The following is a 25,997-nucleotide window of genomic DNA, read 5'->3' as shown; positions in this document are numbered from 1 at the left end:
ATCCAGCCCATAATATATCGATGAAACAAAAAGGAGGAATGACCATGCCAACCTTTTACTGCTACTCCCGCTGTTCAACCTGCAAGAAGGCCCAGAAGTGGCTTGATGATCACCAGGTCACCTACAATAAGCAAGACCTGGTTGAAGAACCGCCGGCCAAGGACCTCTTCGTTAAGTGGCTGACCGTCCACCAGAGCCGGGGCCTGCGCTACTTTTTCAATACCAGTGGCCAGCACTACCGGCAGCAAAAGCTTAAGGAGCGGCTTCCCGAAATAACGATCGATGAGGCCGCCACCCTCCTAGCATCAGATGGCAAGCTGATCAAGCGCCCCCTGATGGTCGACGGTGACCGACTTACCTGCGGCTTTAAGGAAGACGTTTACGAACAGACCTGGCTTTAATCAAAAAACCGCCCTAACCAATTCGTTTGGTTAGGGCGATCTTTTTTTACCAGGGCTGAAAGTAGTTGGCTAACCGGTTGGCTGGCGTACTGGTTAGGCGGATTCTTTTAATGACTTGATTTAAGATGCTGACCCGGTCGGTAATTACCCCATCAGCCTGATCCAAAAGGGCCTGCCTCATTGCCTCCGGCCGGTTAACCGTCCAGGCCAGCACTAGTTGATGGTGGCGGTGAGCGGCGTCAATAAAGCGGTGGTTCAAGGTTGAGTACTCACCAGTTACCCCGGTCAGTCCCACCGGCGGGTTGGTGAAATTGTAAGCCATACAGTAGAGGACCTTTATGGCCGGGTTAATGGCGTGAAGCCGCATTACGTAGGCGTAATCAAGCGAGTGGACCATGTCACCATCTTTAACCAGCCGGGCGCCGTAGCGGCGATTGAAGCGCGCCACCAAATCAGGGTGATCGTACTTGGTTGCCTTGAGCTCAACGATTAGGCGCTGGTGAACCCGTTCGGCAGCCGCTAGGTAGTCGTCAAAGCTAACTAACCGGGCCCGGTGGCCGTTTTCCCTGGTGCTTAACTTCTCAAGCTCCCGCAAGGTCAGCTGGCCAGGGGCCTTGTTGACCCCGGTTAACTTCTTTAAGTTATCGTCGTGAACCACGATGAACTGACCGTCGGCCGTCTCGTGAACATCCATTTCCACGTAGTCCGGGTGGGCAGCGGCGTGGGTCTTCTCCAGGGCCGTGATTGAATTGGGAACGCCGTTACTGCCATCGACACCGCGGTGGGCCACCGTGATTGGCCTCGGCAGCTTGGCAGTCATATAGTGGCGATCGGCCGGCAGGATAGCCAGGATAAACACGGCAAGCACCGCCAGGCTAATGAAGGCGTCCCTGACTGGTAGCTTCTTAGCATCAAGGTCGTCTGGCGCCGTAACAATCACAAGGCCGGTGGCAGTTAAACTAAATTCGGCAATTAGCTGGGCAACCACCAGCCCACTGAGGGCGAGATCCGTCGGGGCGTTGCCACGGTTAATCAAAACCACCACACCGTTGACCAGCCATGACCCCCCTCCGAACAAGACCGCCACCCCCAGCACATGGGTTAAGCGGGGCCAGGAGTAAGCCCGCCCGGCCAAAAACAGGCAGGCCAGGTAGCAGAGAACGCCCAGCACTAGGATGATCGGCCGGCGGGTTAAGTAATCAAGAACGAAGGCGTCGGCCTTGATGTTGGCCAAAAGCGGGGTTCGAAAGAGCAGCGTGGCCACCGGCATTGAAACAACCAGTAGCGGGACCCAGGCAAGCCGGGTGGCCCAGGGCATTGCCCTCAGTCGCTGAACTACCAGGTTTAGCCAGGACCTAATCAAAAAGCGCCTCGCCCCCATTAGCTCCAGCCCGCACAGGGCCACGAGCACCTGGAGGCCCAGTAGGGTGATGACGGCAAGCACCGTTACCAAGAGGCCCAGGACAACCAGGGGATGGTGAGTGACGATCATAACCACATCGGGGATCGAAACAAAGGGGAGTTCGGCCTTCTTCAATAAAGCAGTTGTAACCCACCGCAGGGCTGGGGCCAAGAGCCAGGTAGCGACCAGATCCAGGCCGGCGACCAGGGCGAGACCGGGTAACCAGCCAGCCCGGACTATCCGTAAATTTTCTTTCAGGGAGTGCATCGAAATATTCCTTTTCTAACGTTTGATGCTTTTTATTGTACACCAGGAAAGAGCGGGGGCTTGTGAGATCTCACAAGCCCCCGCTTCATTAAATTAAAAGTCAACCGTATCCGGGTCGGCACACTGGCCGCCCATCTTTGGTAGAGCAGCAATCTGCTTCATTTCCGTCGGGGTTAAGGAGAAGTCAAAGATATCCGCATTTTCTTTCATCCGGTCTTCGTGAACCGACTTAGGCAGGGGCAGAACTTCCTGCTGCAACTCCCAACGCAGGACCACCTGAGCTGGGGTCTTAGCATGGGTAGCGGCGATCTGGTTAATCACCTCATTTTGCATCACCGTGGCTCCCTGGCCACCCAGTGGGGCCCAAGCCTCGACCACCAGCCCCATCGCCTGGAGCTTTTTAATCTCTTCCTGGTGCCCCCAGCCGGGATGGACCTCGATTTGGTCAACCTGCGGGCGAATCCTGGCAGTCTTTAACAACTCGGCCACGTGGTGGGGCATGAAGTTAGACAGGCCAATCGCCTTCACCTTGCGCTGCTTGTAAAGGTCCTCAAAGGCCCGCCAGGTCTCAGCGTTAATGGCCGCCGCCTGATTGCCAAACTGCTTGGTATTGGCCGGCCAGTGAATCAAATACAGGTCCAAATAAGTTGTCTGCAGGCGCTTTAAGGAGGCCTCAAAGGCGGCGATCGTCTTGTCGTAGCCCCGTTCGGTGTTCCAAAGTTTAGAGGTCAAGAAAACGTCGTCCCGGTCGATGCCGGAGTCCTTAATCCCCTGGCCAACCGCCTCCTCATTTTGGTAAACGGCCGCCGTGTCGATGTGGCGGTAACCAACCTCAATGGCCGTCTTAACCGCCTGGCGGGCAACATTGGCCGGGGTCCGGAAGGTCCCGTAGCCGACCGCCGGAATGGCGATCCCGTTTGAAAGGGTGTACGTACTGGTTAAATCAGTGAGTTCCATGTTGTTCCTCCTTAAGTCGTGCCTAGTTGCCAAGCGTCACCACCCGTTGGGCCCGGGTGAAGTAGAGGTGGCGGTGGATCTTATCCAGCTCGATTCCCGTCATCTTGGTCAGGGCGTCGGCATATAAAACCAACTGCCCCGAGTACTTGTCAACCAATTCCTGGATGTCCTGATCAAAGCGGGCCTGGCTGATCCGGTCGGTCTTGTAATCGAAGAGGTCGATCTGGCCGTCGTGGACCACGTAGCCGTCGATGATCCCGTGTAACAAGACCTCACTATCATCCCCCGCCGCAATCCCGTTGAAAAGCTTGCCGGCCGGTAAGAGCATTGAGAACGGTACTTCCCGCCGGGTTGTTTCGGGGTGGGCAAGGATGGTTTGTCCCAATGGGGTTTGGTAAAAGGATACCACGCCGGCAACGTCGATGGCCTGGCCGACGGACGGATTTTCAATTAATCCTTGCTTGACCATGGTCTTAATTAACCGTTGGACCGCCCCTTCATCAATGGTTTTAGTGAGGGAAAGCTTTTGAAAGATCAGGTGCGTGGCGGTCCCGATTGCCGTTCCGGTCGGTTCCCTGTTCTCTGCCCCAGCTATAAAGGCGGGGCCCTCAAAGGCCCGCTCCTCGGGCGCCAGGTAGGCACCGGCCTCCTTGGCCTGGTCGGAGTCGATCTCCAGACGCCCCATCTCAAGGTTAGTCGGATCCTGACGGGCGAAGGCCTCCTTCACCGTTGAAACAGCCTGGAAGGCGGTCGTCTTGGTCGCAATTTGATCCTGGTAGGTGAAATTAAGGACCTGATTAAGCTGGTTCTTAAACTGGTGGCTGGTGGCCGTAACCGGTACGGTTGCCTCCGTGGACTGGGGATGTAAGTTCAGCGGGGTGTTCAAGGCCGTTTGAACCGTATCGGCATCCACCAACCGAATCTGGTAATCAGCCTTCTTCAGCTCCCAAACTGGAAGGGATGCTGGTTCTAGGCCCTTCCTTAAAGTCGGGAAGTTATCGGTTCGTACTAAGGTCATCATTATCCAGTCCAACATTGAATGGCCCTTCAGGCGGCTAGTGGTAGTTAAGAGGTTGGTCGAACTCTCAAAACTCTGGTTCCACGTGGCCAAATTACTAGCTAGCTCACTATCCTTGATGTAGCCAGTGATGAAGAGCCGCTGCTCAGCCCGGGTCAGGGCCACGTACAAGAGCCGCATTTCCTCCGCCCGGTTCTGACGCTTCTTTTGTTCCTTTAGGGCCGCCTGTTGGACCAGGTCATGCTTAACCCGCAGCGCCCCGTCGTGGTAGTTATCCCGGTAGGTAAAGCCAAGGCCGAACTTCGGCTCAATCGTAACCTGGCCCTTATCGACTTGGAACTGGTGGGTGGTTTCCACCAGGAAGACGATTGGAAACTGGAGGCCCTTGGACTTGTGGATCGTCATTACGTTGATCGCGTCGCCGACCACCGCTGTTGAGGCCTCACTCAGGTCGTCGTTTTTCTTTTGCATCTGCTCGATGAAGTGAATGAACTGGTAGAGGCCCTTAAACCCGCTCTCCTCGTAGCTGCTGGCCCGTTGGTAAAGGGCGTGGAGGTTGGCCTGACGCTGCGGTCCTCCGCTCATTCCGCCGACATAATCCAAGTAGTTGGTCTCTTGATAAATCGTCCAGATCAAGTTGACCAGGGGCTGACGCTGGGCAACCCGGCGGAGCTCAAGGATCAGATCGAAGAGACGTTGTAGTTTCAAATAGACCAGACCGATATTGACGCCGGTTTCCACCTGGGTTGCCAAGCCAGCCGGATCACAGGCGATCCGGCTAGCGAGCTCCTCGTCGGTCAGGGCGGTCCCATCTTCAACCGCGGCCACCTCCTGATCACGCCAGGAATAGTAATTTTGCTGAACAACACTGAAGAAGTCCGTGGCTTTGGAATTGACCCGCAAGAAGGCGAGCTCCGGCTCCGTGAAGCCGATCCGGGCGCTGGTTTTAGGTAAGTTGAATTTTTCAATCGTCTCCGGAGTCAGCTGGATTAGCGGCGAGCGCATCACAGCGGCCAATGGGATGTCTTGGTAGGGATTGTCAATCACCTTTAAGAGGGACATCACGACCCGGATTTCAGTGGCCTTGAAGTAGTTTTCCACCCCGTGAACGACCACCGGCAGGTTCAGCTTGGCAAACTGTTCCGCAATCACCGCGTGGCTCCGCTTGGCCCGCGATAAGATAGCAATATCGCCCGGCGTCACCGGCCGAACCTGCTTGGTCTCCGGATCAAGAATCGTTTCCGTCGCTAGGAGTTCACGGATCCTCATCCCGATCATCCAGACCTCGCTGGCCAGCTTGTCTTCAGGCTGGCGAACGATGATTGCGTCCTCACCGGTCGGATTCGGGGTCTTCTTTTTAACTTCACCGTCAAAGAACAGGAGCTCTGGCGTGGCCGGGCTGGCCTGGTCCCTTTCAGCACCCCAGTTGGCCTTAGGGGTCAGACTGGCCTTTTGGTCGTAGTCCATCTCCCCCAGCTCCTTGTCCATCAGCTGGTCAAAGATCAGGTTGACCAGGTCAGTCACCTCCGTGCGGGAGCGGTAGTTGTCACTTAAGTCGAGGGCCTCGTTTGAAGGTTCAGCGCCCCTAAAGTTGTCGTAGTAATCCTTAAAGAGGGTCGGATCGGCCTGACGGAAGCGGTAGATCGACTGCTTCATGTCCCCAACCATGAAGCGGTGGTTGACCCCCTCTTCATGTAAAAGCTTTAATAGGTCGTCTTGCAAGCGGTTGGTATCCTGATACTCATCGATCATGATTTCTTTGTAGTGGCGCCGTAATTCAGTGCGAACCTGAGCGGCCGCCTCCTGCTTAGCTTGAGCTTCCTGTTCACTCCATTCGACCTTGGGATTGATGTTTTCACCGGTTAAAATGGCGTAAGCGTAGTGCTCCAAATCAGAGAAATCAAGCAGGTGGCGGTCCTGCTTGATGATCTGGTAGTTTTGCCGGAAATCACTGGCCATACGGGCGAGGATCTTAATCAGGGCGCCGGCCTTTTGACTATCCTCCTTGAGGCCTTTAGCCGACTGAAAGAAGAACTGGTTATGAATCTCCTTGAGCTGCTTTTTCAGCTGACTACGCTGTGTACCTAAATCATCCAGCAGCTCCGGATCATCATCAGACTTATTTTTACGTAGCTTTTTTTCGTAGCTATTTGTATCAGTGGCCAGGCAAACCTTCTCCCAGGCGGCCAGGTTGCCCCACTCGTCAAAGGCCTCGTTGAACGTGGCCATATCATTCTCAATTTGAACGGCCAGACGGTCGGGCGCCCCCATCCCAAGCTCCTCCCACTGGATCTGAAGCTGCCTTAACTGGGGTACTACCAGCGGTCCCAGAAGTTCTTTCACGAAGTAGCTCTGGCTGGGGTCTTGACCTTCTTCAAAGTGATAGAGGTTCGCCAAGCTTCCCAGCCACTCCCCGGGGTGGGGCTGGGCATCCGCTTCGGTGTCGACGTCTTCAACGATGTCAGCCAGGTTATTGATGGTGAAGTTGTCAACCAGCTGGGTGAGCTCCCCTTCCAGAGCAGGATCGTTAACCCAGGCATCAAGCGTTTCTTGCCAAGCCTGCTCCTTTAAAAGCGTCTGCTCACCCCCATCGTTGATCAAGCGAAACTGCGGGTCAAGGTCGATCACGTAGTAGTAGCGCTTGATCAGCTGCTCGCAAAAGGAGTGAATCGTACTAATGTTGGCCAGGGCTAACCGGGCCACCTGGGCCTTCATGTGCTTATCGTTAGAGCCGACTAAGCGGCGCCGAATCCGGTCACGCATGTTCTTAGCGGCGTCCTTGGTAAAGGTCACCATCAAAAGCTGATCAATATTTAAGCGATCCCGCTCCATCAGCCCGATGACCCGCTCAACCAGTACGGCCGTCTTCCCGCTCCCCGCCGAGGCGGATACCAAAATATCCTTATCACGGTCATTGATCGCTGGTTCTTGTTCCTTACTAGGTTGAAAACTCATCTTACTCCTCCTCTTTTTGCCACTGAGGTTCAATTGCTTCTTCGACCTGATCGGCAGTAGTGGTGATATCTCTGTACTGGTCAACCGCCTGATCAAAGCGTGAGACGTCTAGGTAGTCGCTGAAGGCCAGCCCAGTCACCGTCGTTGTCCCCTTCTGGCGGCGGTACGGGGTAATCTGGTTGTGGCCCTGTAAAATAGCAGCGGCCGCCTCCTTAATCAGCTGGGCGTTTCTCTTCATCAGGAGCTTAAGGGCGGTCTTGCTAACCATGTTAGAGCCGACTTTGGTACTAAAGTGCTCGGCATCACTAACTTTAAGGCCACCGGTATCACTACGGGTCTTCTTTTTAATGTTTAACAGGGTAGCGCTCCCCTTATTTAATAATCCATGATCGAGTGCTAATAGGACGAACTCGTCGTTAGTGGTGAGTCCCTTATAAAGGTGGTTCTTCAGCTCGGTGGTTTCCCCTTCCTTACCAGCTGCTACTTCAGGTACGTACAGGCGCAGGTAAAGGCAGCCGGCCAGTTTTGCAGCCGGGTCAGCGTTCTTGAGGGCGTTTAGGTAGGCTAACATTTGTAGAGTAACTCCCTCATAGGCATCAACTAGGTCAAAGTCCTTATCGTAGGACTTGTAGTCAACCACAACCTGGTAAGTTACATCGCCAATCGTCAACTCATCTAGGCGATCGATCCGTCCCCGCAGGCTGACGGCGGCATTTTTAGCAAGGCCCGCACCGGTCAAGTCAAAGGTCAGCGGGGTTAGCTCGTCACCCGTCTTTTCACCACGCCAGTCGGCCTGGCCAAAGGCTTTTTCAACCGCCACTGGCCGGGCGTTAGTCTGAGTTGCCTGTAAGCACAGGACCTTGGCCATCGTCTTGAGCATCCGCTTGGTATTTTTTAGCTGTAGGTTAACCTGACTGCTGTTTTGAACCAGATCCTTTAACTCGACCTGCTGGTTGAGGGCTTGTTCAAAGGCCTGTTCGATCAGCTGATCTTGCCGTGCCTGATTTTCCTCCTTAGCTAGGTCTGCCAGGGTCAGGTCTGGATCATCAATAACGGCCTGAACAAAGAAGGCCAACGTGTCGTGGTTTAGGGTCCCAGACTTATCGCTTGAGACCTCTAACTCGTCGCGCTTCTTTAATTTTAGCCCGTAGCATAGGAAGTAGTCATAAGGGTTTTGGTAATACTTTTCCAGCTGGCTGATCGAGGCGGTCAGCTGGTTGGTAACCTCACCGGTCTTCAAATCGGTGGTGTACAGGCGGGCAGCCAGGGCTGGCGGGAGGGCGACGGCCTCGTTTTTGGCGTACTTCCCATTACGGATGTCATTTAAGCGTCCACCCAAGGTGCCGTCCTTTCTGGTCAGGGCCTTGGCAACATCATTCCAGGCACTGGCTAACTTACGCCCGGTATCCTTGCCTAGGCGCTCAGCTTGAATCAGGCCCCCCATCGTCACGGCCGGGGCAGCCACAAAGGCCCAAACAGCGTCCTCGTCAGCCCGGGGATCAGCCTGGGCCGGCAGGTCATTTAAAAGCTTGTCTGCCTGCTCATCCCACTGGCCAAAGTAACGGGCCAAACCCTTCAAGTATGGTGATAGGGTTAGTTCACTGTCATCACTGCTCATCAGGGGAGCACTCATGTACAAGCGCTCGGTGGCCGTCAGCATGCTCAGATAGTTTAAGAAGGGCTCGTTATTAATTTGGTCGGTCCCACTAATTGGCAGGAACTGATCGGGTGCGAGACCCTGTTGTAAGAGCTCACGGTCAGGATCAGACAGGAGCCCCTCTTGAACCTTGACCTCAGGCATTACATCGTCGGTGGCCCCCATAATGAAAATCACTTTACGTTGATTATCTTGAACCATTCCGCTTTCAGAGACCAAGACCTGGTCTAAAGTCGACGGAATCTGGGCGTAACGCCCGGCATCAAAACCAGCATTCATTAGGTCGCTAAATTCTTTGACCAGCCCACCCGGCTGATCCGTTGGTGCCACCTGGTCCCCCAAGATCGTAACGTATTCGTCCAGGAGGGTGCCAAAGGTCTGCCAGAGTTGCTGAATATCGCGCAGTTGGGTCATTTCCCCCTGGTCACGAGCCTGGCGGGCCCAGGCGTAGAGCTGGTGGCGAACCCCCTGGTCGACCAGGAACTGGTAGAACTTAGTTGCCAGCTCACGGCCGGTTTGAGCCGCTTTAAAGCCCTCAATGGCCGGGGCCAGACTATCCTTGACAAAGGCTTTGACCCAGTTGATCTGAACCTGTTGGCGTAATTCGGCTGGTTTCAGGTGCTCCTTAGTCCGATCAAGTTGCCACGGGCGCTCGTCAAACCAAGATTTTCCCCCCTTACCAAACTTTAGACAGTAGTTTTCGGTCCGGTAGACGGCGTTCAAAAAGGTTTGGGGGTTAACCGTGGAACGCCCTTCTTTTTGAAGCTCCTTTGGCGTCTCGGGGATCAGCAGCCCCGTCTTTAACAGCTCCATCACGTCAGCCTCTTGGTAATAGTCACTTGCGACCTTAAACAAGGCGGCCGTGAAAGTGGCTAACGGCGAGGTGGCCATTGGACGCTGGTTATCGTTAAAAACCGGAATTTGGTGGCGCCGGAAGACCGGCTCCAGCATCATCTGGTACCCATCCAAGTGGCGAGCAACCACCAGAAAGTCGCGGTAACGGTAGTTTTTGGTGGCGACCAGCTGGTGAATTTTAGTGGCGACCCGATTTAACTCGTCAACTTGGGTTGGGGCAGTGAAGAAGCTGACCTGCTCAGTTGCTTCCGGCAGCCGGTCAGGGATGGTGAAGCGAGCGTCAGCGTCCATCCACTCCTCCACGGCCACCAGGGCGTCACTAACCCGTCGTTGGTCGGGACGATTCAAGACCAACGGGGCTAAGACGTCGACGTTTATCTGCTGATCGGCTAGGTTTAAGAGGTCCTGGTACTGCTTAGCGGAACGGTAGTAGAGGTTGTTGACAGCCGGCAGCTCACGGTCCCGGTAGTCCTGGTCCAGAACCAAGGAAATCGTGGTGTCAGCTGCATTTTGAATCAGAGCGCTGACAATCAATTGCTCCTGAGCGCTAAACTGGCTGGGGAAACGGTCGAGGTAGACGTGAGTCGTGGACAGATCGGCTGTTTCAATGTGGTTCAAGAGCATGGCTGAACGGTCCGGCGCCGTTACATGGGTTGTAATGGCTGCCGTAAAACGACGGTAAATTTCGTATAAGACCTCCATCTTCCCCTGCCAGCTCTGGGTGTACTTGGGGTCCGCCTTGGCCGTTTGGATCACCCCACCCGGCTTGTCCGGGGCCAGGTCCTCCGGTTTGATATTGGCATTTTGCAGTTCAACTAGCTGCTTAGTGACCGCCGTGGCAAAACCCTGACGTTCACTTTCGCCACGAAACATTTTTAAAAGATCGGTATTTTCTCTCTTCAACTCCTGGATAATCTTAGTGACCACCATGGTCATCCCGATGTTCGTCAACCGGGGTTTTTGGTAGTCTGGATCATCCTTACACAAAAACCAGCCCAGCCGGGAGAAGGAGAGCACCTGGACGTTAGCCTGAGCATAGTTACCCGTAACGCCCAGCCGGGTTTTCAGCCCCTTTAAAACCGCTACTTCAGACGTAAATTTAACGTGGTTAGGCACCAAGTAGAGGTAGGTGTCGTTTGGTGCCTGCCGAATTTTAGCCGTCAAATGGTCCAGCATCGCCTTTTGATGGTTAAAAGACGCGCTACCCAAGATAAATTGTAAGGTCGCCATTGCTTATTCCCCCATTCTAATCGTTCCTTGATTATACCATGCGGACCCCGTTAATGCGAATAAACGTTCGCGTAAACGAGGTAAAATCAATTGTGAATAACTTTTCAATTTTTAGCTGTTACGATCTCTCCAACAGGTTTAATTAAATTGCAAAAAAGCTATTTTGCATGTTTTTACCTTGTTTTTATAGACAGTTCATGGTTAAATGAAATTGTTACTTAGTGAACTTATTGCGTGCTAAGTAAATCTATCTCGGCGGTTCGGCGCGTCAATTTTCAAATCTCTCAATCTTTAATATTATGAGTTTGCTCCTCATAGGTGCCAGCCGCACGCTCATAAGCAAAAAATGCCTCCCCTTTTACGGGAGGCATTTTTTATAAAATCGGCGACAAGAGCCGCGAAAAGGTCTGCTTAAAGCGTAGATAGAACGGCTGGTTAGCAAACATTTCCGGGGTTACCACCCGGCTGTCACGGACGTCATTGATAAAGATCTGCTCCAGCTTGTCAACCTTTTGGTGATCATACAAGAAGGCATTGATCTCAAAGTTGAGCTTAAAGGAACGGAAGTCCAGGTTGGCTGACCCCACCGCAGCCATCTTACCGTCGATCGTCATTGTCTTTGCGTGCAAAAAGCCAGCCTGATAGGTATAAATCGTCACCCCTTCATTGGCCAGGACCCGGGCGTAGTACTGAGTGGCCCGGTAAACAAAGGCATGGTCGGGCATTGCGGGAATCATGATCCGAACGTCAACCCCCGAGTGGGCCGCAATCCGCAGGGCGTCGATCACCGAGTCATCGGGAATCAGGTAGGGGGTTTGAATCCAGATGTGGTCCTGGGCGGCGTTAATTAATCGCAGGTAGCCTAGCTTGATTGGTTGGAGGGGCGTATCGGGTCCGGAAGAAACAATTTGCATCGCCGTTCCCCCTTGCCTTGGTGCCACCGGAGGAAAGTACGCGCGAAAGTGGGTTAGGCGCTCGGCCGGCTTGACCGAGGCGTTCCAGTCGCGTAAGAAGCGTTGCTGGAGACTGTAAACCCCGCTCCCCTGAATCCTCAGGTGCGTGTCGCGCCAGGGGCCAAACTTCTTAAGCCGGCCCAGGTACTGGTCACCGACGTTAAAGCCCCCCACATAGCCGATCTGGCCGTCAATCGTGACGATCTTACGGTGGTCACGGTAGTTTAGCCGAAAGTCTAAAAAGTTCGAGGGGGTCATTAAAAAGGGACTGGCAAAGCCCCCGTTTTCACGTAGCTGATCGTAAAAGCTTTTCTTAACCCCCATCGATCCCCAGGAGTCATACAGAACCCGGACCTCAACCCCAGCCGCCGCCTTTTGCTCCAGGATGGTCCGGAGGTGGTTACCGATCTGGTCATTGTAAATGGTGTAAAACTCGATATGGATGCTTTCCTTGGCCTGCTCAATATCGGTCAGGAGCTGATTGAAAAAGGTGGTCCCGGTCGTAAAAATGTCAACCTGATTATTCTCGCTCAAGTAGGACTCGTCGATACTTTGAAAGAGCATGATCGTCTGCCGATATGTCTGCATCAAACGATCCTTCGGGCGCGGCATTTCCAAAAAGGCATTCCGTTGTTCTTCAAAGGCATCACGAAGGTGCTTGGTTGTTGGTGAGCTGATCAAATCCAGGCGCTTTTGGGATGGCTTACGGCCCAAAAAAGCGTAGATGATAAAACCGATCACCGGGATCATCAGGACCATCAGCCAGGCCCAGGTCGCGGCAATGTCACGTTTTTCCCGAAAGACAGTTACTAGGGCTGCCAGCTCGTTGACAATAACGATCCCTAAAATCAGCCACTTGACGATATCCCACGTTAAGCCCATGGCGTTTCCCCTTTCAATCATTATGAATGCCTTTATTTTATCTTACTCGCTAACTGGAACCAAGGATTTGCCCCATTCAAAACAACAAAAAAAGAGGGGTGTCACCGTTTGGTCACACTCCTCGTTTCTAGAAATTACTTAGCGTCAGTTGGGTTTGCCTGTTCAATTACCACTTGGCCGTCCTTTAAGGTTGCCAGCAGGTGCTTTTCATCCAAGTGGTCGAGGTAGTAGTCAGTGACCTTATCCCTGATTTGCTGTTCAACCACCCGGCGTAGTGGCCGGGCCCCCATCGCTTCATCGTAACCTTGGTCGATCAAGTAGTTCTTGACCTCATCGGTAACGGTGACATCCATCCCCTTCTTAGCCAAGGTTTCGTTAACCCCCGCCAGCATCAGGTTGACGATTTGCTTTAAGTCATCCTTAGTCAGGGCGTGGAATTCAACGATCGCGTTGAAACGGTTCAAGAATTCCGGCCGGAAGTACGGTTGTAGCTTATCCATCAGGCTGGCATCCTTGTCGGCCATGGCGTCGTTGCTGAAGCCGGCGTTTGAGGTGGCGATGATGATCGTATTCTTGAAGTCAACCGTGTTCCCCTGGCCGTCCGTCAGGCGCCCATCGTCTAAGACCTGCAAAAGCAGGGTGATAACCTGCGGGTTGGCCTTTTCAATCTCGTCGAGCAGGACGATTGAGTACGGGTGGCGACGAACCTTTTCCGTCAAGGTATTAGAGTTATCGTCGTAGCCCACGTACCCTGCCGTGGTCCCGATCAGCTTAGAAACCGCCGTCCGGTCAGTATATTCAGACATGTCGAGCCGGACGATGTCGTTGGTGGAGCCAAACAGGTCGAGGGCTAATTGCTTAGCTAGCTCGGTCTTCCCAACCCCGGTTGGGCCGACGAAGAGGAAGCTCCCGATCGGCCGATTACCTTCGTCAAAGCCAGCCCGGTTCCGCCGAATGGCCCGGCTAACGGCTTCTACCGCCGCTTGCTGACCGATGACTTTTCCATCCAACCGGGTCGCCAATCCCTTTAAGCGCTCAATGTCTGAGGCGCCCATTTTAGAAACCGGAATCCCCGTCATCCGTTCCACGGCAGCGGCCACGTCGTTTGGCGTTGCCACCACTCGTTCGGATTCGGAGTGGTCCTTGAGCTGGTCTTGTAGCTTTTGAACCCGTTCCTTAGCCGTTTGGGCGGCTTGGTAGTCTTCCTTTTCAGCCGCCGCCTGTTGAACCGCCTCTTCCTTTTTGATCTCCTCTTCAATCGTCTTGGCGTCTTTAACCGGGTGCTTAGAAGCAAGGTGGGCGGCGGTGACGTCAATTAGGTCGATCGCCTTGTCCGGTAAGGAGCGTTGCGGGATGTATTGAACGGAGTAGTCGATGGCAGCCTTTAAGACTTCATCTGGCAGGCTGACGTTGTGGTGCTTTTCATATAGTTTACGCAACCCCTGTAAGATCTTGAGGGTGTCTTCCTTGCTTGGGGCGTTAACCGTAACTTGGTTAAACCGCCGGGATAAGGCGGCATCCTTTAGGATCGTGTTGCGGTATTCGTCTTGGGTGGTGGCCCCGATCAGGGTTACTTCGCCCCGTGACAGGGCCGGCTTTAAGATGTCAGCCATCCCCTTGGAGCCTGAGGCATCCCCGGCGTTACCGGCCCCAATGATCTGGTGAATTTCATCAAAGAAGAGGATCACGTTGCCGGCTTTCTTAACCTCGTCAATCAGCTTTTGCATGTTCTCTTCAAAGGAGCCCCGGTACTGGGTGCCGGCCTCCAGGCTGGAAACGTCAATCGAAATGATCTGCTTATTCTTGATGGCCGCCGGAACATCGCCAGCTACAATTGCCTGGGCGAGTCCTTCAACCACGGCCGTCTTCCCGACCCCGGCATCACCAACTAAAACCGGGTTATTCTTGGTCCGCCGCGAAAGAATCTCAGCGGTTTCTTGAATTTCCTTGTTACGGCCGATTACCGGGTCAAGCTTGCCTTCCTTAGCCTCTTCGGTTAAGTTCCGGCCAAGCTTTGCCAGCATGCTGTCCTTGTTTGGTTGGGTGGTTTTTACTTGAGCAGGGTCCGTTGCACCCGGGAGCTTCCCGGTCTGGCGAAAGGCGGCGTACTCTTCAGGCGTCACTTCACGCCCGTTAATTAAGTAACGGCGGTTTTCGCTGTTGACCCCGTTCATTCCTCCCATTAATTGGTTAAATAAGTCATCCATATCACTGTTAAATGGATCTACTGGAATTCGTGCCATAATGCAGTCCCCCTTGATTATTATTAAATTAAGTGTGTAGAAAAGGGTCCATGTTAAACACCGACCCCCGACTACACGTATTCTAATCTTCGTCGAATAAATACTGCTCCTCCAATTCACGGAGGACCTGCCACATCCGCTTGTGCTGAACCTGAGCAATCGCGTCCAGATCGCGCAAGTTTAGCGACGTTGCATTGGTCTGCTGTTTGTTAAACGACTTGTGTAAAGTAGTGTAGCCGTACCCGGAATCCTTCGCCACCCGGTAAATTGTTAGGTGGTTATTATCGAGATAAGCCTTGATATCGATCCGCATGGTCCTCACTTCCTTTACAATTCTTAGTATACCACTTTTGTGATATAACACAAGTGTGAATTAAAACTTTTTTCAAAAAATTTGCCCTTGACTTTAATTAAAGAAAGATTAGAATATGAGTAACTTATAACTTTAGGGGGTAACCAATGCGTACACCAACGACACAAGAAGACACCTATCTTGCCTGGTTCTTTTTCGCTTCGGCCTAGGAACCAGCCTCTTGTTGTGGTGGTTTCTAGGGACGTTCCCGGAAACCACGCGTGGGCCCCTAAGGGTAACAACAGCGTCCGGGAATCTCCCGGACGCTTTTTTTATTCCCCGCGCTTCAGAAAGGAATGATTGTGCATGCCAAAAATGAAAGAAAGTCTCAAGGGTCAAATTAATCGTGATTTAACCAGTGTCGCTCCTTCAAACATCCGGACCTTTGATGCCCAGGTTTCTTCAATTGATGGGATCGTTAAGCTGACCCTCGGTGAGCCGGACTTCAACGTCCCAACTGCCATGAAAGAAGCCGCCATACAAGCAATTGAAGCCAATGACTCCCACTACACCCCCAGCGCCGGGACCGATTCCCTGCGCCACGCAATTGCCCACTTCTTGGCGGATCGCTACCAACTTAATTACGACCCCCAAAAAGAGATTGCCGTAACGGTGGGGGCTACCGAGGCCATCTTCGCCAGCCTAGAGGCGATTTTAAATCCCGGTGACAAGGTTCTGATCCCCACGCCAACCTTCCCGCTTTATGAAACGGTGGTCCAAATGCTAGGGGCCCAGCCGGTTTTAATTGACACCAGCGCAACTGGCTTTGTCCTAACCCCGGAACTGCTTTCAACAACCCTTGAGAAGGAGGGGCCAGTCAAGGCCCTAGTTTTAAACTACCCCTCCAACCCGACCGGGGTCACCTACGACGCCGACCAGCTTAAAGCCCTCGCCGCCGTCATTGACCGGACTAGCCTCTTTGTGATCGCTGATGAAATTTACTCTGAGCTAATTTACTCGGGAACCCACACCTCTTTGGCTACCTACCTGCCCGAACAAACCCTGGTCATAAATGGCGCCTCCAAATCCCATGCCATGACTGGTTACCGGATCGGCTTCATCGCCGGCCCGGCCGAGCTGATGAAGGTCGTTACGATGGTCCACTCACTCCTGGTTACCTCCCCATCCAATCCCGCCATGGCCGCGGCTGTGGCCGCCTTCGGGACTGAAGCAGGGCGCCAGGCCACTTTAACCATGAAGAAGGCCTACCAAGAACGCCGTGACTTCATGCTAACCGCCCTTAGCGCAGCGGGCTTTGAAATCGCCAGTCCCAACGGCGCTTTCTACCTCTTTGCCAAGCTTCCGGAACAGTTCAATAACAAGGATGAGGCCTTCGCCACCGCCCTGGCGAAGGAAGGAGCCGTTGCCGTCATCCCAGGCTCATACTTTGGTCCCGGTGGGGCAGGGTACCTACGGCTTTCCTACGCTACCAGCATGAAAAACCTAAGACTAGCCGCCGAACGCATCCAATCCTTTGTTGCCACCCACGACCACCTGTAAAGGAGCGCCACCATGACCAAGATTTTAATGACCAGCGTCCGCGACGATGAGCAAGCCGCTATTGATACCTACGCTAACCAGCATAAGATTCAAATCATCACCTCGCCCGCCCTGCTGGAAGACGTCTTAGACCAAACCAAGGCCGTCGACGGGGTGGTGATCCAGCAACGTGACCCCCTGCCCGCGACGGTTTACCCGACCTTAAGGGAGAACGGCCTATGCCAAATCACCACCCGGACGGCCGGCTACGACATGATCGACCTTGACCTTGCCCACCAAAACAGCCTGAAGATTACCAACGTACCTGCTTACTCACCGCGCTCGGTGGCCGAACACGCCCTAATGCAAATCTTCCGGGTATTACGGAAGACACCGGAAGTGGACCGCCGGGTCGCAGAAAACGACTACCGTTGGCCAGGCCTGCAAGCCAAGGAAATCCACACGACCACGATCGGAATCATCGGCGTTGGCCGAATTGGCGGGACCCTGGCAACCCTCCTCCATGCCCTGGGGGCTAAAGTCTTGGGCTATGACGTCAAGCCGCGTGATGAGATGAAAGAAATCGTTGAGTACGTTGACAAGGACACGCTGCTTGAAAACAGTGACGTCGTCTCCTTACACGTCGACTTAAACCCAACGTCCGAGGGACTCCTAACCAAGCCCGACTTTAACCGAATGAAGCAGGGCGCCAGCCTAATCAACGCCAGCCGCGGCCCCGTGGTTAACACCGCCGATTTGATTAGCGCACTAAAGGATGGGCCGCTGTCCTTTGCCGCCTTAGACACCGTCGAGGGAGAGGGCGAAGTTTTTAACGCCGATCACCGCCAAGACGGGATCTCATTTGCACCCCTGGTTGAGGAACTTCACAAGCTCAATAACGTGATCCTGACCCCGCACATCGCGTTTTTCACTAACACCGCCGTCCAAAATATGGTCGACACCTCCTTGGATGACGCCCTAGCCATCTTAAACGGCCAGGAATCGCCCCATGAAATTAAGGGCTAGTCCACCCCCAATTCCTCCTTAACCTGGTTTTATTGCTAAAATCATTACCGCCCTTATAATAATGGTAAACGCTTGCAGGAAGGTGGAATTTACATGTGTACGAGCATCCACGTCATCGCCAAAGATGGTCACCACGTCTTAGGGCGGACCATGGACTGGGATGACCTTTTGGTGGCACCAATCTTTGTCCCCCGCCACTACCGGTGGGCCTCAGTCTTTGACCACCGGGTCTACGAAAACCCCTGCGCCATCATTGGCGGGGGAAGTATCACGTCCCAGCGGACCGATGTCTCCGACGGGATTAACGAGTTTGGGCTGATGGCCCAGAAGCTGACCTTTAAAAATGGTGCCCGCCTGGTCGACGACCGCCACCAAGATAAGGTCCAACTGGCCGCCTTCGAGCTGATCTTTTACCTACTGGGCCACTTCAAGTCGGTGGCGGACGTAGCGGCGCACCTCGATCAAATCGAATTGATGAGTGACATTAACGCCGACGTCCCCTTTGGCTACTCTGAACAGCACTTTGTCTTATCCGATCCGACCGGGCGCTGCGTAGTTATCGAGCCCAGTGAGCACCCGCTCAGGCTAATCGAAAACCCGCTCGGGATCATGACTAACATGCCTAAGTTCGACCATCAGCTGGAACGCTTAAAAGACTATCTCGACTTCACGGCGGACTTTTTAGATGGAACGGTCGCCTTAAACACCTTCCACGTCACCACCGGTAAGCTCTCGGGTAAAAAGACGCCCCCGGGTGCTTACACCCCCAAGGGGCGCTACGTTCGGGCCGCCTACCTAAAGGAGCTAGCTGATCAGCCCACCAACAAGGATGAGGCACTGGCGACGACCTGGCACCTGTTAGATTCAGTCACCGTCCCCAAGAGCAAGGACCACCGGCCAACCTACTCGGTTTACCGGTCCGCCACCGTTGCCGAAGACCGTACCTATTACTTTCAGGCTTATCACCAGGCCCAAGTTACCGCCCTCAAGCTGACCGATGAGCTTCTTGCGTGCCGTGAGCCCATGGCTTTTAGCTCAGCGGATACCTGGGAGCCAGTTTACCTAAACTAAAAAACACCAGTATGCCCAACAACATAAGTCCGCTTACTAATCAAAAAGGGGGTGGTGACAAAACTGTCACCACCCCCTTTTAATCCGAATCTTTAGGTATCCACGAAGTAATACGACGTTCTTGTGGTACCTTACTCACACGGATCCCTTTAGTTTAGCTGCTTCTTTATGTTTTCTAACGTAACCTGGCTGGTGCTGTCAAAGCGGACCGCCGCTTCCCGGAGGTCTTCAGCAGAGCCGATTCCAATTGATAGTTCTCCAGCAGCATTGATGGCGGCCACCCCAGCCGCGGCGTCTTCCACTCCAGCTACTTGTTCCGGTGCCAAATTAAGCATCTTGGCAGCAGCCAGGTAAATATCAGGCGCTGGTTTACCGTTGGCGACGCTGCTAGGATCAACGACTCCCTCAAAGGCAGCGGTCAATTGCAGGTACTTCAGAACCGTCGGCGCGTTCTTGGAAGCCGATGCCAGAACCAGACGGTAGCCAGCAGCCTTGAGTTCAGCCAGGAAGTCCACCATCCCCGGCAGGGCGTCAGCCGGGGTCAGGGTCTTAACCAGCTCTTGATAACGATCATTCTTGCTGGTGGCTAAGGCAACCTTCTCTTCCTGACTGTACTCATCTTGGTGGCCACCCGCCCTTAGAATCATTTCCAAGGAATCCATCCGGCCGACTCCCTTGAGCCCCTCTTCGAGTTCTTGTGTCCACGGTGTCTTAACTTGATCAGCCAGCTGATGCCAAGCCTGAGTGTGAAAGCGGGCGGTATCGGCGATCACCCCGTCCAGGTCAAAGGCAAACCCCCGAATATCTGCAAAGTTCATGGTAATATCTCCTTTACGAAAGTGGTTATTTTGATTTTAAGGCGCCCCGTCAAGTGATTTCCTGGGAAATAAACACCATTTCTTAGCGCCAAAGTTTAAAACGTCGATCCCTTCAAGCTTTCCCTAATTAAAGTTCTGAGAAATCAAGAGGGCGCCGCTACTTTAATTCAATAACCTGTTGGCCAACTTCCACTTCTAACGGTTGCCCCTTGACTAGCTGCAGGTGGGTCCCTGCTTGGTCAACCCGGACCTGAATTGTCCGGCCCCGGAAGACCTGGTTAAACTGGTAGGCCGTCCAGTTCTTCGGCAAGAATGGTGCGTAGTGAAGGCGCCCATTCCTAATCCGCATCCCGGCAAAGCCTTGAACAATATCCAACCAGGCCCCGGTCATTGAGGTGATGTGCAGGCCGTCGTCAGTGTCGTTATTGTAATTATCCAGGTCCAAGCGGGCCGAACGTTGGTAGAGTTCAACCGCCTTTTCCTGGTCGCCGAGATCAGCGGCCACGATTGAGTAGACGGACGGCGACAGGCTTGATTCATGGACCGTAAACTGCTCGTAAAAGTCAAAGTTCTTCCGTTTCTGTTCCGGTGTAAAGTCGTCGATGAAGTCCCAGATTCCCTGGATAACATCCCCCTGCTTGACGTATGGCGAGCGTAAGATCTTATCCCAGGACCAGTGCTGGTTGAGCGGCAGCTGTTCACTTGGAATTTGAGCTACCGGGGTCAGGTCCTTGTCCAAGAAGGCGTCGTTTTCAGGAAAGATCCCCCGTTCGGCATCCTCTGGCAGGTACATGTTATCGGCAATTGCCTGGAAGAGCCGGCGTTCGTCTTCAGTCACGGCCAGGTCCTTTAGTACTTCCTGGTCAACCTGGTCTAAGATCTCCAGGGTGTATTGGAGACTCCACTTACACAGAAGGTTAGTATACCAATCGTTATTAACGTTGTTATCGTACTCGTTCGGCCCGGTTACCCCGTGAAGCATGTACTTGTTTTGGCGCTGGGAGTAGTGAACCCGGTCGGCCCAAAAGCGGGCAATTTCAACCAAGACCTTGGCCCCTTCGTGTAAGACGTAGGAGGTATCACCGGTGTAGCGGGTGTAGTTATAAATAGCGTAAGCGATGTCGCCATTACGGTGAATTTCTTCAAAGGTGATCTCCCATTCGTTGTGGCACTCAATCCCATTGAAGGTCACCATCGGGAACAGGGCCCCCTTTAGGCCTTGTTCCTTGGCATTCACGTAGGCACCTGGCAACTGGCGGTAACGGTAATACAAGAGGTTCTTAGCCACCTGCGGGTCGGCCACCCCAAGGTAAACCGGCAGGCAGTAAGCCTCAGTATCCCAGTAAGTAGCGCCACCATACTTTTCACCGGTAAAGCCCTTTGGCGAGATGTTGAGGCGGCTATCGTTACCATAGTAAGTCGAGAAGAGCTGGAAGAGGTTGAAACGAATCCCCTGTTGGGCCTCATCGTCGCCTTCGATCACCACGTCAGACTTGGACCAGCGCTTAGCCCATTCGGCCTCGTGGGCGGCCAAGAGGTCGGCAAAGCTTTCCTGGTCAATTTGAGCGCTCACGTCCGCGGCCGCCGCCACCAGGCTCGCCTGGTCTTCGTAATCACGGGAAGTGGTCACCACCGTCCGCTTTTCTAAGACCACACTGTCGCCTGGAGCAAGCGTACCGGCAAACTGGTTGGTTACCTGCTTTTCCTCTGCTAGGTCGCCAACGTGATTCAAATCAGTCTTGGCACTGGTTTGCATGGCAACCATGAACTGCGGCGTCCCAAAGTCGTTAGCCTTGGTTTGTGAAACCAGCAGGGCGTGACTTCCACTGGCCTCTTTGGCCAGGACCTTCCAGAACTGTTCGTCGTAGTTAGCGTCTTGGTTGTAGACGTCGGCATCGATTTGGGAGTCCACCGCTAGCTCAATTTCTTGATCAGAAGGGCTTTGCACGGTCAACCGTTGGCAAACCAGCTCCTTTTGAGCCGCGGAAACAAACCGCTCAAACTTCAGGGTAACCTCGGCACCCCCCACCGTTACGGTGACCGTCCGGGTCAAAAGTCCGCGCTTCATGTCCAGGTCGAGACAAAAGTCATGCGGCGTTTGCTTAGCCAGATCAACTTGCTCACCGTTGACCTTCAGCGTCAGCTTCATGAAATTGACGGCGTTGATCATCTTACCGAAGTACTTGGGATAGCCGTTTTTCCACCAGCCGACCCGGGTCTTGTCGGGGAACCAGACCCCGCCCAAGTAGACCCCCTGGAGGGTGGTTTTGGAATAGCCCTCTTCAAAAAAGCCACGCATCCCCAGGTTTTCATTGGCTAAGGCGGTCATGGATTCTTGCAACAGCTTATCTTCCGGTGCCCACTTAGTCGTCTTAACATGCCATGGGCTGATTTCAAAAGTTCGTTTCATAATTGGTCACTCCTTATTCAACGTAGGTTTCTTTGATCGTAGCAACTGATAAGGCCCCCAGGAGCATTACAACTCCGGCTAAGAGGAACATGTTGACTTGTGAGCCGCCCAGCATTGGGAAGAGAGCAAAGGAAACCAGTGAGGCCACGATTTGAGGCAGGCAGATTGAGCCGTTAAACAGCCCCAAGTAGGTCCCCATGTGCTTACCGGACAGGGCGTTTGTCACGATCGTCAACGGGTATGTGTTCATCCCGGCCCAGGCAATCCCGACTAGGACGTAGGAGAAGATCAGAATGTATTGATCATGAATGAAGAAGATGGAGGTAAAGCCAGCCGCCCCTAGCAAGAGGCTCAGCCCGTAGCCAAGCTTGTGATACTGGTTTGGCACCTTGGCCAAGACATAGGACCAAATCACGGCAGCAATCGATTGAACGGCGGCTAAAACCCCGTACCAGTTCCCAGCTGCCTGGTAGCCTGCCGAAGTGGCGTTGGTCGTGTGCCAGACATTTTGGGCGATTGCCCCGGCCGAATAGGTCCACAGGTACTGAAAGGCAAACCAGCAGAAAAATTGAACCAGTGTTACGGTCCAAAAGGCCTTTGGTGCTTTCCTCAAGAGGGTCAACCAATTTTCGCCCTTTTGGTTGTCGGCCTCGTCAATCCCGTGGTACATGGCGTAAGTGGCCGGATCGTATTCCTTAACCTTTAACAACGTGAATAAGCTGGTGATCACAAGAAGGGCCGCTCCCACGTAAAAAGAAATCACAACGGACTGGGGAACAACCCCTTTTTTAGCGGTGTTCGCTACCCCTAGGAAGGTCAATAGGAAGGGGAAGATGGCCGCCAGGACCGCCCCGGTGTTAGACAAGAAGCTCTGGATCCCGTAGGCGTAGGACTTTTGATCATCATTAACCATATCACCGACCATCATCTTGAAGGGTTGCATAGCCACGTTTGATGACAGGTCTAAAAAGGCAACCGTGATCGCCCCGAACCAAAGGGCGGCTAGTGAACCATATCCGAAGCCAAAACTCCCCGAGTTAGGCAGTAAGAGCATCACAATTACGGCTACAATTGTCCCTAACAGGAGGTAGGGCAGCCGCCGCCCCCCAAGCTTGGGAGCCCAGGTCCGGTCCGAGTATGTTCCGACAATTGGTTGAACAATCAATCCAGCCAGTGGGGGCAGGATGAAGAACCAGCCTAGGTTGTTAGGATCAGCCCCGATGGTTTGAAAGATCCGACTCATTTGTGAACTCTGCAAGGTAAAGGCGGTTTGCACCCCCAAGAAGCCGAAGTTAATCATCCAGATCATGCTCTTGGGTAAGGTTGGCAAGCCGGTCGTTGACTTTTGCGTACTCATTTTTCTTTTCCACTCCAATCTTTACCGGCCTTCTTTCGGTGGATCCAGGCCAAAAGAAAGCGCTTTATATCATCTGTCAGGAGTAACTATAACAAACCATTCTCGTTTGTGCAACCGTTTGCACAAAAATAATTAAAAAAGACCGTGGCAAACGTCACGGTCCCCACACTCCCACCTAGAGGGTAAAAGTAACAAATTGGTGATCAGCCTGATGGTTGAACAAAAGGTCAACAGCGGCAATTCCAAGCTGACGAGGCCGCAGGTCAACCCGGTCAATGGCCGGCAGAAGTTGTCCTAAAAGACGGCTGTTGTTAAAGCAGATGACGGCCAAACGGGTCAGCTGGTCGGTAGCTTGCAACTGCCGGTAAATCTGCAGGAATAAGAGATCGTCGGCGCACACTAGCCCGTCGACTTCGGGGTGATCCCTCAAAAAGGTCAGCGTACTGCCGGTTTCAACCACCCAGGATTGCCCATGCATTCCCCGCTCATTTAAGCACTGACTGCTTCCCAGCTGGCGGTCGGTTTCATATGGCCAGTGGTTTGGTGAGCTAACAAAGGCCACGTGCTGACAGTGGTGGTCATCAAGCAGCTTTTGGGTGGCTAAGAAGCCGGCCTGGATATTATCATTGTCGACGAAGCGGTCGCCTACTAGTTCGGGGTGACCAATCACCACGAAGTTTAACTTCGCCGCCCGTAAGTAAGCGGTGACCGGATCATCTTCCTTGGTATACAGCAGCAAAAAGTTATGGACCTTGGACTGGGCAACCATTGACTTGACGGTCCCCAACAGGCGTTCTTCGCTCTCGGCGATCGCGACGACCATCGTGTAGTGACGCTTTTCAAGAGCCACACCAACGCCTCGCATTAGGTCGATGTGAAAGGGGTTAGCCAGGGCATCTTGATTAGTAACCGGAAAGACCAAGCCAACCATATTGGCCTCGCCCCGGGTTAGAGTCTGGGCGGTGTAATTGGGTGAATAGCCCAATTCGTTTGCGATCTGCTTAATCTTAGCCCGGGTTCCCGAACTAATCCGGGGGTTATTGTTTAGCGCCCGCGAGGCCGTTGAAACGGAAACGCCCGCTCGTTTGGCAATATCTTTAATTGTTGCCATTGCCATCCCTACCCTTCAATTCGTTGTTTGATATCGGCAGTGATTTCAGCTAGCGTGATCTTAGCCATGGTGGCCTCGGCAGCGGCCTGAACCTTAGCGTATTCCACCTCTAAAACCGCCTGGATGTTCTTACCAACCGGACACTTGGGGTTGGTTTGATCGTCAATATGCAAGAGGTGGTACTGATCCTCAACTGCCCGGTAAACGTCTAGTAGGGTGATTTCTTCCGGGGCCTTGGCTAAGGACGGTGATGCCGTTCCGGGATGGGTGACGAGGAGACCGGCCTTGGTGAGGCGTGACATCAACCGTCGCACTAGGCTCGGGTTAGAATCAATACTTTTGGCGAGTTTAGTTGACGAGATCTTGGCGTCCTGGTGCAAATAGACGTAGCTAAGGATATGAATCCCGTCACTAACACGGTGCGAGTACTTCATCCTTATCCATCCTTTCCATAAAGTGATTACAATAATCATACCATTTTTTTCAAATTAGATTAAAAAAAGGCGCCAATAAGGGCGTCTTAACGAACATAATTATATTGATTAACTACCCGGCGTCCTTACTTGTGATAAGGCAGACCGTTGATAATCGTGATGGCACGGTAAATTTGTTCAGCCAACACCAAGCGCATCAACTTGTGGGGCATGGTGAACCGCCCAAAGGAAATCTGGGTATTGGCCCGTTTCAACACCGCTGGGGCCAACCCCAACGAGCCCCCAATCACAAAGGTGATGTCCGAGTGACCATAGGTAACCAGCTGGTTGATTTCCTTTGCAAATTCCTCAGAGGAGCGTTCCTTACCTAGAATTGCCAGGGCGTACACGTACTCGCGATCCTTAATCTTAGCCAGGATCCTTTCCCCCTCCTTTTCCATCACCGCGTCCATTTCCGCCTGACTTAGGGATTCGGGGGCCTTTTCGTCGGGCACTTCAACAATTTCAAACTTAGCGTAACGCCCCATCCGCTTAGCGTACTCGGCGATCCCGGCCTTAAAGTACTTTTCCTTGATTTTACCGATACCGATAATCTTAATGTTCATCTTTTCTCCTCCGGTAACTTTTCCCCACCCCTGTAATCAGGCGGGGGAAAAGACGTTTTTTCTTGTGCAGTTTTTCTTTCCACTGGTCAAATCTAGTTTTCCCCAGCATATTAACAACTTATCCCCAGCTTATCCACCATTTTTTGTGGATAAATCAAAGCACCCCCTGTGGAAAAGAAGCTCAATTTATCACTTTTCCACATTGTCCACAGAAACGATTGTTCGAATCGCTACCAGCCAATCCCTTGGGCGCCTAAGGTTTCAGCGGTATACTTTTATCAATCATCCACTTATCCACCGCTCCGACTAATACCTGTGGATAAGTTTGTGAATTTCACTCATTTCCTACGCTGCCGGGGTTATGCTCCTTTGTGGATAACTTTAGGAAATCATCCCGTTCCACTTAGTCCCTACTCAGTAACCCTTCAAAAAGGTAAATCCCGAACTAGTAACCACTTTCAGCTACTTAGTGTCCACTTGCTACCCAGATCTAAGCCGTCAACTACGCACCGAA

At 53.1% G+C, this 25,997-nt stretch carries 17 protein-coding genes; 4 read left to right on the top strand and 13 right to left on the bottom strand.

All coding sequences use genetic code 11. From position 1 onward, the window contains the following. Positions 1 to 44: 44 nt before the first annotated feature. A complete protein-coding gene (locus tag AOQ57_RS03855; protein WP_093625385.1) occupies positions 45 to 401 on the top strand; it encodes an arsenate reductase family protein in 357 nt (118 codons plus the stop codon). A gap of 46 nt (positions 402 to 447) precedes the next feature. Here the strand turns inward: AOQ57_RS03855 and AOQ57_RS03850 are convergent, their stop codons facing one another. From AOQ57_RS03850 to AOQ57_RS03820, 7 genes are all read right to left on the bottom strand, one after another. Continuing rightward, on the bottom strand, positions 448 to 2,070 hold the full coding sequence (locus AOQ57_RS03850) for a glycerophosphodiester phosphodiesterase (protein WP_093625383.1): 1,623 nt from the start codon (positions 2,068 to 2,070) through the stop codon (positions 448 to 450). A gap of 93 nt (positions 2,071 to 2,163) precedes the next feature. Continuing rightward, positions 2,164 to 3,027 (bottom strand): aldo/keto reductase, encoded by an 864-nt coding sequence (locus AOQ57_RS03845; RefSeq protein WP_093625381.1) that lies wholly within the window; start codon positions 3,025 to 3,027, stop codon positions 2,164 to 2,166. Positions 3,028 to 3,049: 22 nt separating this feature from the next. Next, on the bottom strand, positions 3,050 to 7,000 hold the full coding sequence (gene addA / locus AOQ57_RS03840) for a helicase-exonuclease AddAB subunit AddA (protein ID WP_093625379.1): 3,951 nt from the start codon (positions 6,998 to 7,000) through the stop codon (positions 3,050 to 3,052). 1 nt (position 7,001) lies between these two features. Further along, entirely contained in the window at positions 7,002 to 10,742 is a 3,741-nt protein-coding gene (locus AOQ57_RS03835; RefSeq protein WP_093625377.1) for a PD-(D/E)XK nuclease family protein, read from the bottom strand. Positions 10,743 to 11,116: 374 nt separating this feature from the next. Further along, complete coding sequence (gene cls / locus AOQ57_RS03830) at positions 11,117 to 12,577, bottom strand: cardiolipin synthase (protein ID WP_093625375.1); 1,461 nt, start codon at positions 12,575 to 12,577, stop codon at positions 11,117 to 11,119. Between the two features lie 134 nt (positions 12,578 to 12,711). Beyond that, complete coding sequence (locus tag AOQ57_RS03825; RefSeq protein WP_093625373.1) at positions 12,712 to 14,820, bottom strand: ATP-dependent Clp protease ATP-binding subunit; 2,109 nt, start codon at positions 14,818 to 14,820, stop codon at positions 12,712 to 12,714. 82 nt (positions 14,821 to 14,902) lie between these two features. Beyond that, a complete protein-coding gene (locus tag AOQ57_RS03820; protein ID WP_093625371.1) occupies positions 14,903 to 15,133 on the bottom strand; it encodes a transcriptional regulator in 231 nt (76 codons plus the stop codon). A 345-nt stretch (positions 15,134 to 15,478) separates the two neighbouring features. Here AOQ57_RS03820 and AOQ57_RS03815 point away from each other — a divergent pair, with 345 nt between their 5' ends. The 3 genes from AOQ57_RS03815 (at position 15,479) to AOQ57_RS03805 (ending at position 18,748) form a co-directional block, all read left to right on the top strand. Continuing rightward, on the top strand, positions 15,479 to 16,672 hold the full coding sequence (locus AOQ57_RS03815) for an aminotransferase class I/II-fold pyridoxal phosphate-dependent enzyme (protein ID WP_093625369.1): 1,194 nt from the start codon (positions 15,479 to 15,481) through the stop codon (positions 16,670 to 16,672). Between the two features lie 12 nt (positions 16,673 to 16,684). Next, the gene (locus tag AOQ57_RS03810) at positions 16,685 to 17,677 is read left to right on the top strand and encodes a D-2-hydroxyacid dehydrogenase (protein ID WP_093625367.1); all 993 of its coding nucleotides are present in this window, start codon (positions 16,685 to 16,687) and stop codon (positions 17,675 to 17,677) included. A 93-nt stretch (positions 17,678 to 17,770) separates the two neighbouring features. Continuing rightward, positions 17,771 to 18,748 carry a choloylglycine hydrolase family protein gene (locus tag AOQ57_RS03805; RefSeq protein ID WP_093625365.1) on the top strand — a complete coding sequence of 326 codons (978 nt, stop codon included), beginning with the start codon at positions 17,771 to 17,773 and terminating at the stop codon, positions 18,746 to 18,748. A gap of 149 nt (positions 18,749 to 18,897) precedes the next feature. Here the strand turns inward: AOQ57_RS03805 and pgmB are convergent, their stop codons facing one another. The 6 genes from pgmB to rlmH form a co-directional block, all read right to left on the bottom strand. Beyond that, complete coding sequence (pgmB, locus tag AOQ57_RS03800; protein ID WP_093625363.1) at positions 18,898 to 19,566, bottom strand: beta-phosphoglucomutase; 669 nt, start codon at positions 19,564 to 19,566, stop codon at positions 18,898 to 18,900. 157 nt (positions 19,567 to 19,723) lie between these two features. Then, complete coding sequence (locus tag AOQ57_RS03795) at positions 19,724 to 21,976, bottom strand: glycoside hydrolase family 65 protein (protein ID WP_093625362.1); 2,253 nt, start codon at positions 21,974 to 21,976, stop codon at positions 19,724 to 19,726. Between the two features lie 13 nt (positions 21,977 to 21,989). Further along, a complete protein-coding gene (locus AOQ57_RS03790; protein WP_093625360.1) occupies positions 21,990 to 23,333 on the bottom strand; it encodes an SLC45 family MFS transporter in 1,344 nt (447 codons plus the stop codon). Positions 23,334 to 23,508: 175 nt separating this feature from the next. Then, positions 23,509 to 24,444: a LacI family DNA-binding transcriptional regulator gene (locus tag AOQ57_RS03785; protein ID WP_093625387.1), complete on the bottom strand. Its 936-nt coding sequence runs from the start codon at positions 24,442 to 24,444 to the stop codon at positions 23,509 to 23,511. A gap of 8 nt (positions 24,445 to 24,452) precedes the next feature. Beyond that, positions 24,453 to 24,878 (bottom strand): Rrf2 family transcriptional regulator, encoded by a 426-nt coding sequence (locus AOQ57_RS03780; protein WP_093625358.1) that lies wholly within the window; start codon positions 24,876 to 24,878, stop codon positions 24,453 to 24,455. A 125-nt stretch (positions 24,879 to 25,003) separates the two neighbouring features. Next, entirely contained in the window at positions 25,004 to 25,483 is a 480-nt protein-coding gene (gene rlmH / locus AOQ57_RS03775; RefSeq protein WP_093625356.1) for a 23S rRNA (pseudouridine(1915)-N(3))-methyltransferase RlmH, read from the bottom strand. Between the last annotated feature and the right edge of the window lie 514 nt (positions 25,484 to 25,997).

Origin of the sequence: Limosilactobacillus gorillae, from assembly GCF_001293735.1 — a bacterium.
Classification (GTDB): domain Bacteria; phylum Bacillota; class Bacilli; order Lactobacillales; family Lactobacillaceae; genus Limosilactobacillus; species Limosilactobacillus gorillae.
The sequence above is the reverse complement of the archived record's forward strand: the minus strand, read 5'-3'. Positions and strand labels throughout refer to the sequence as shown.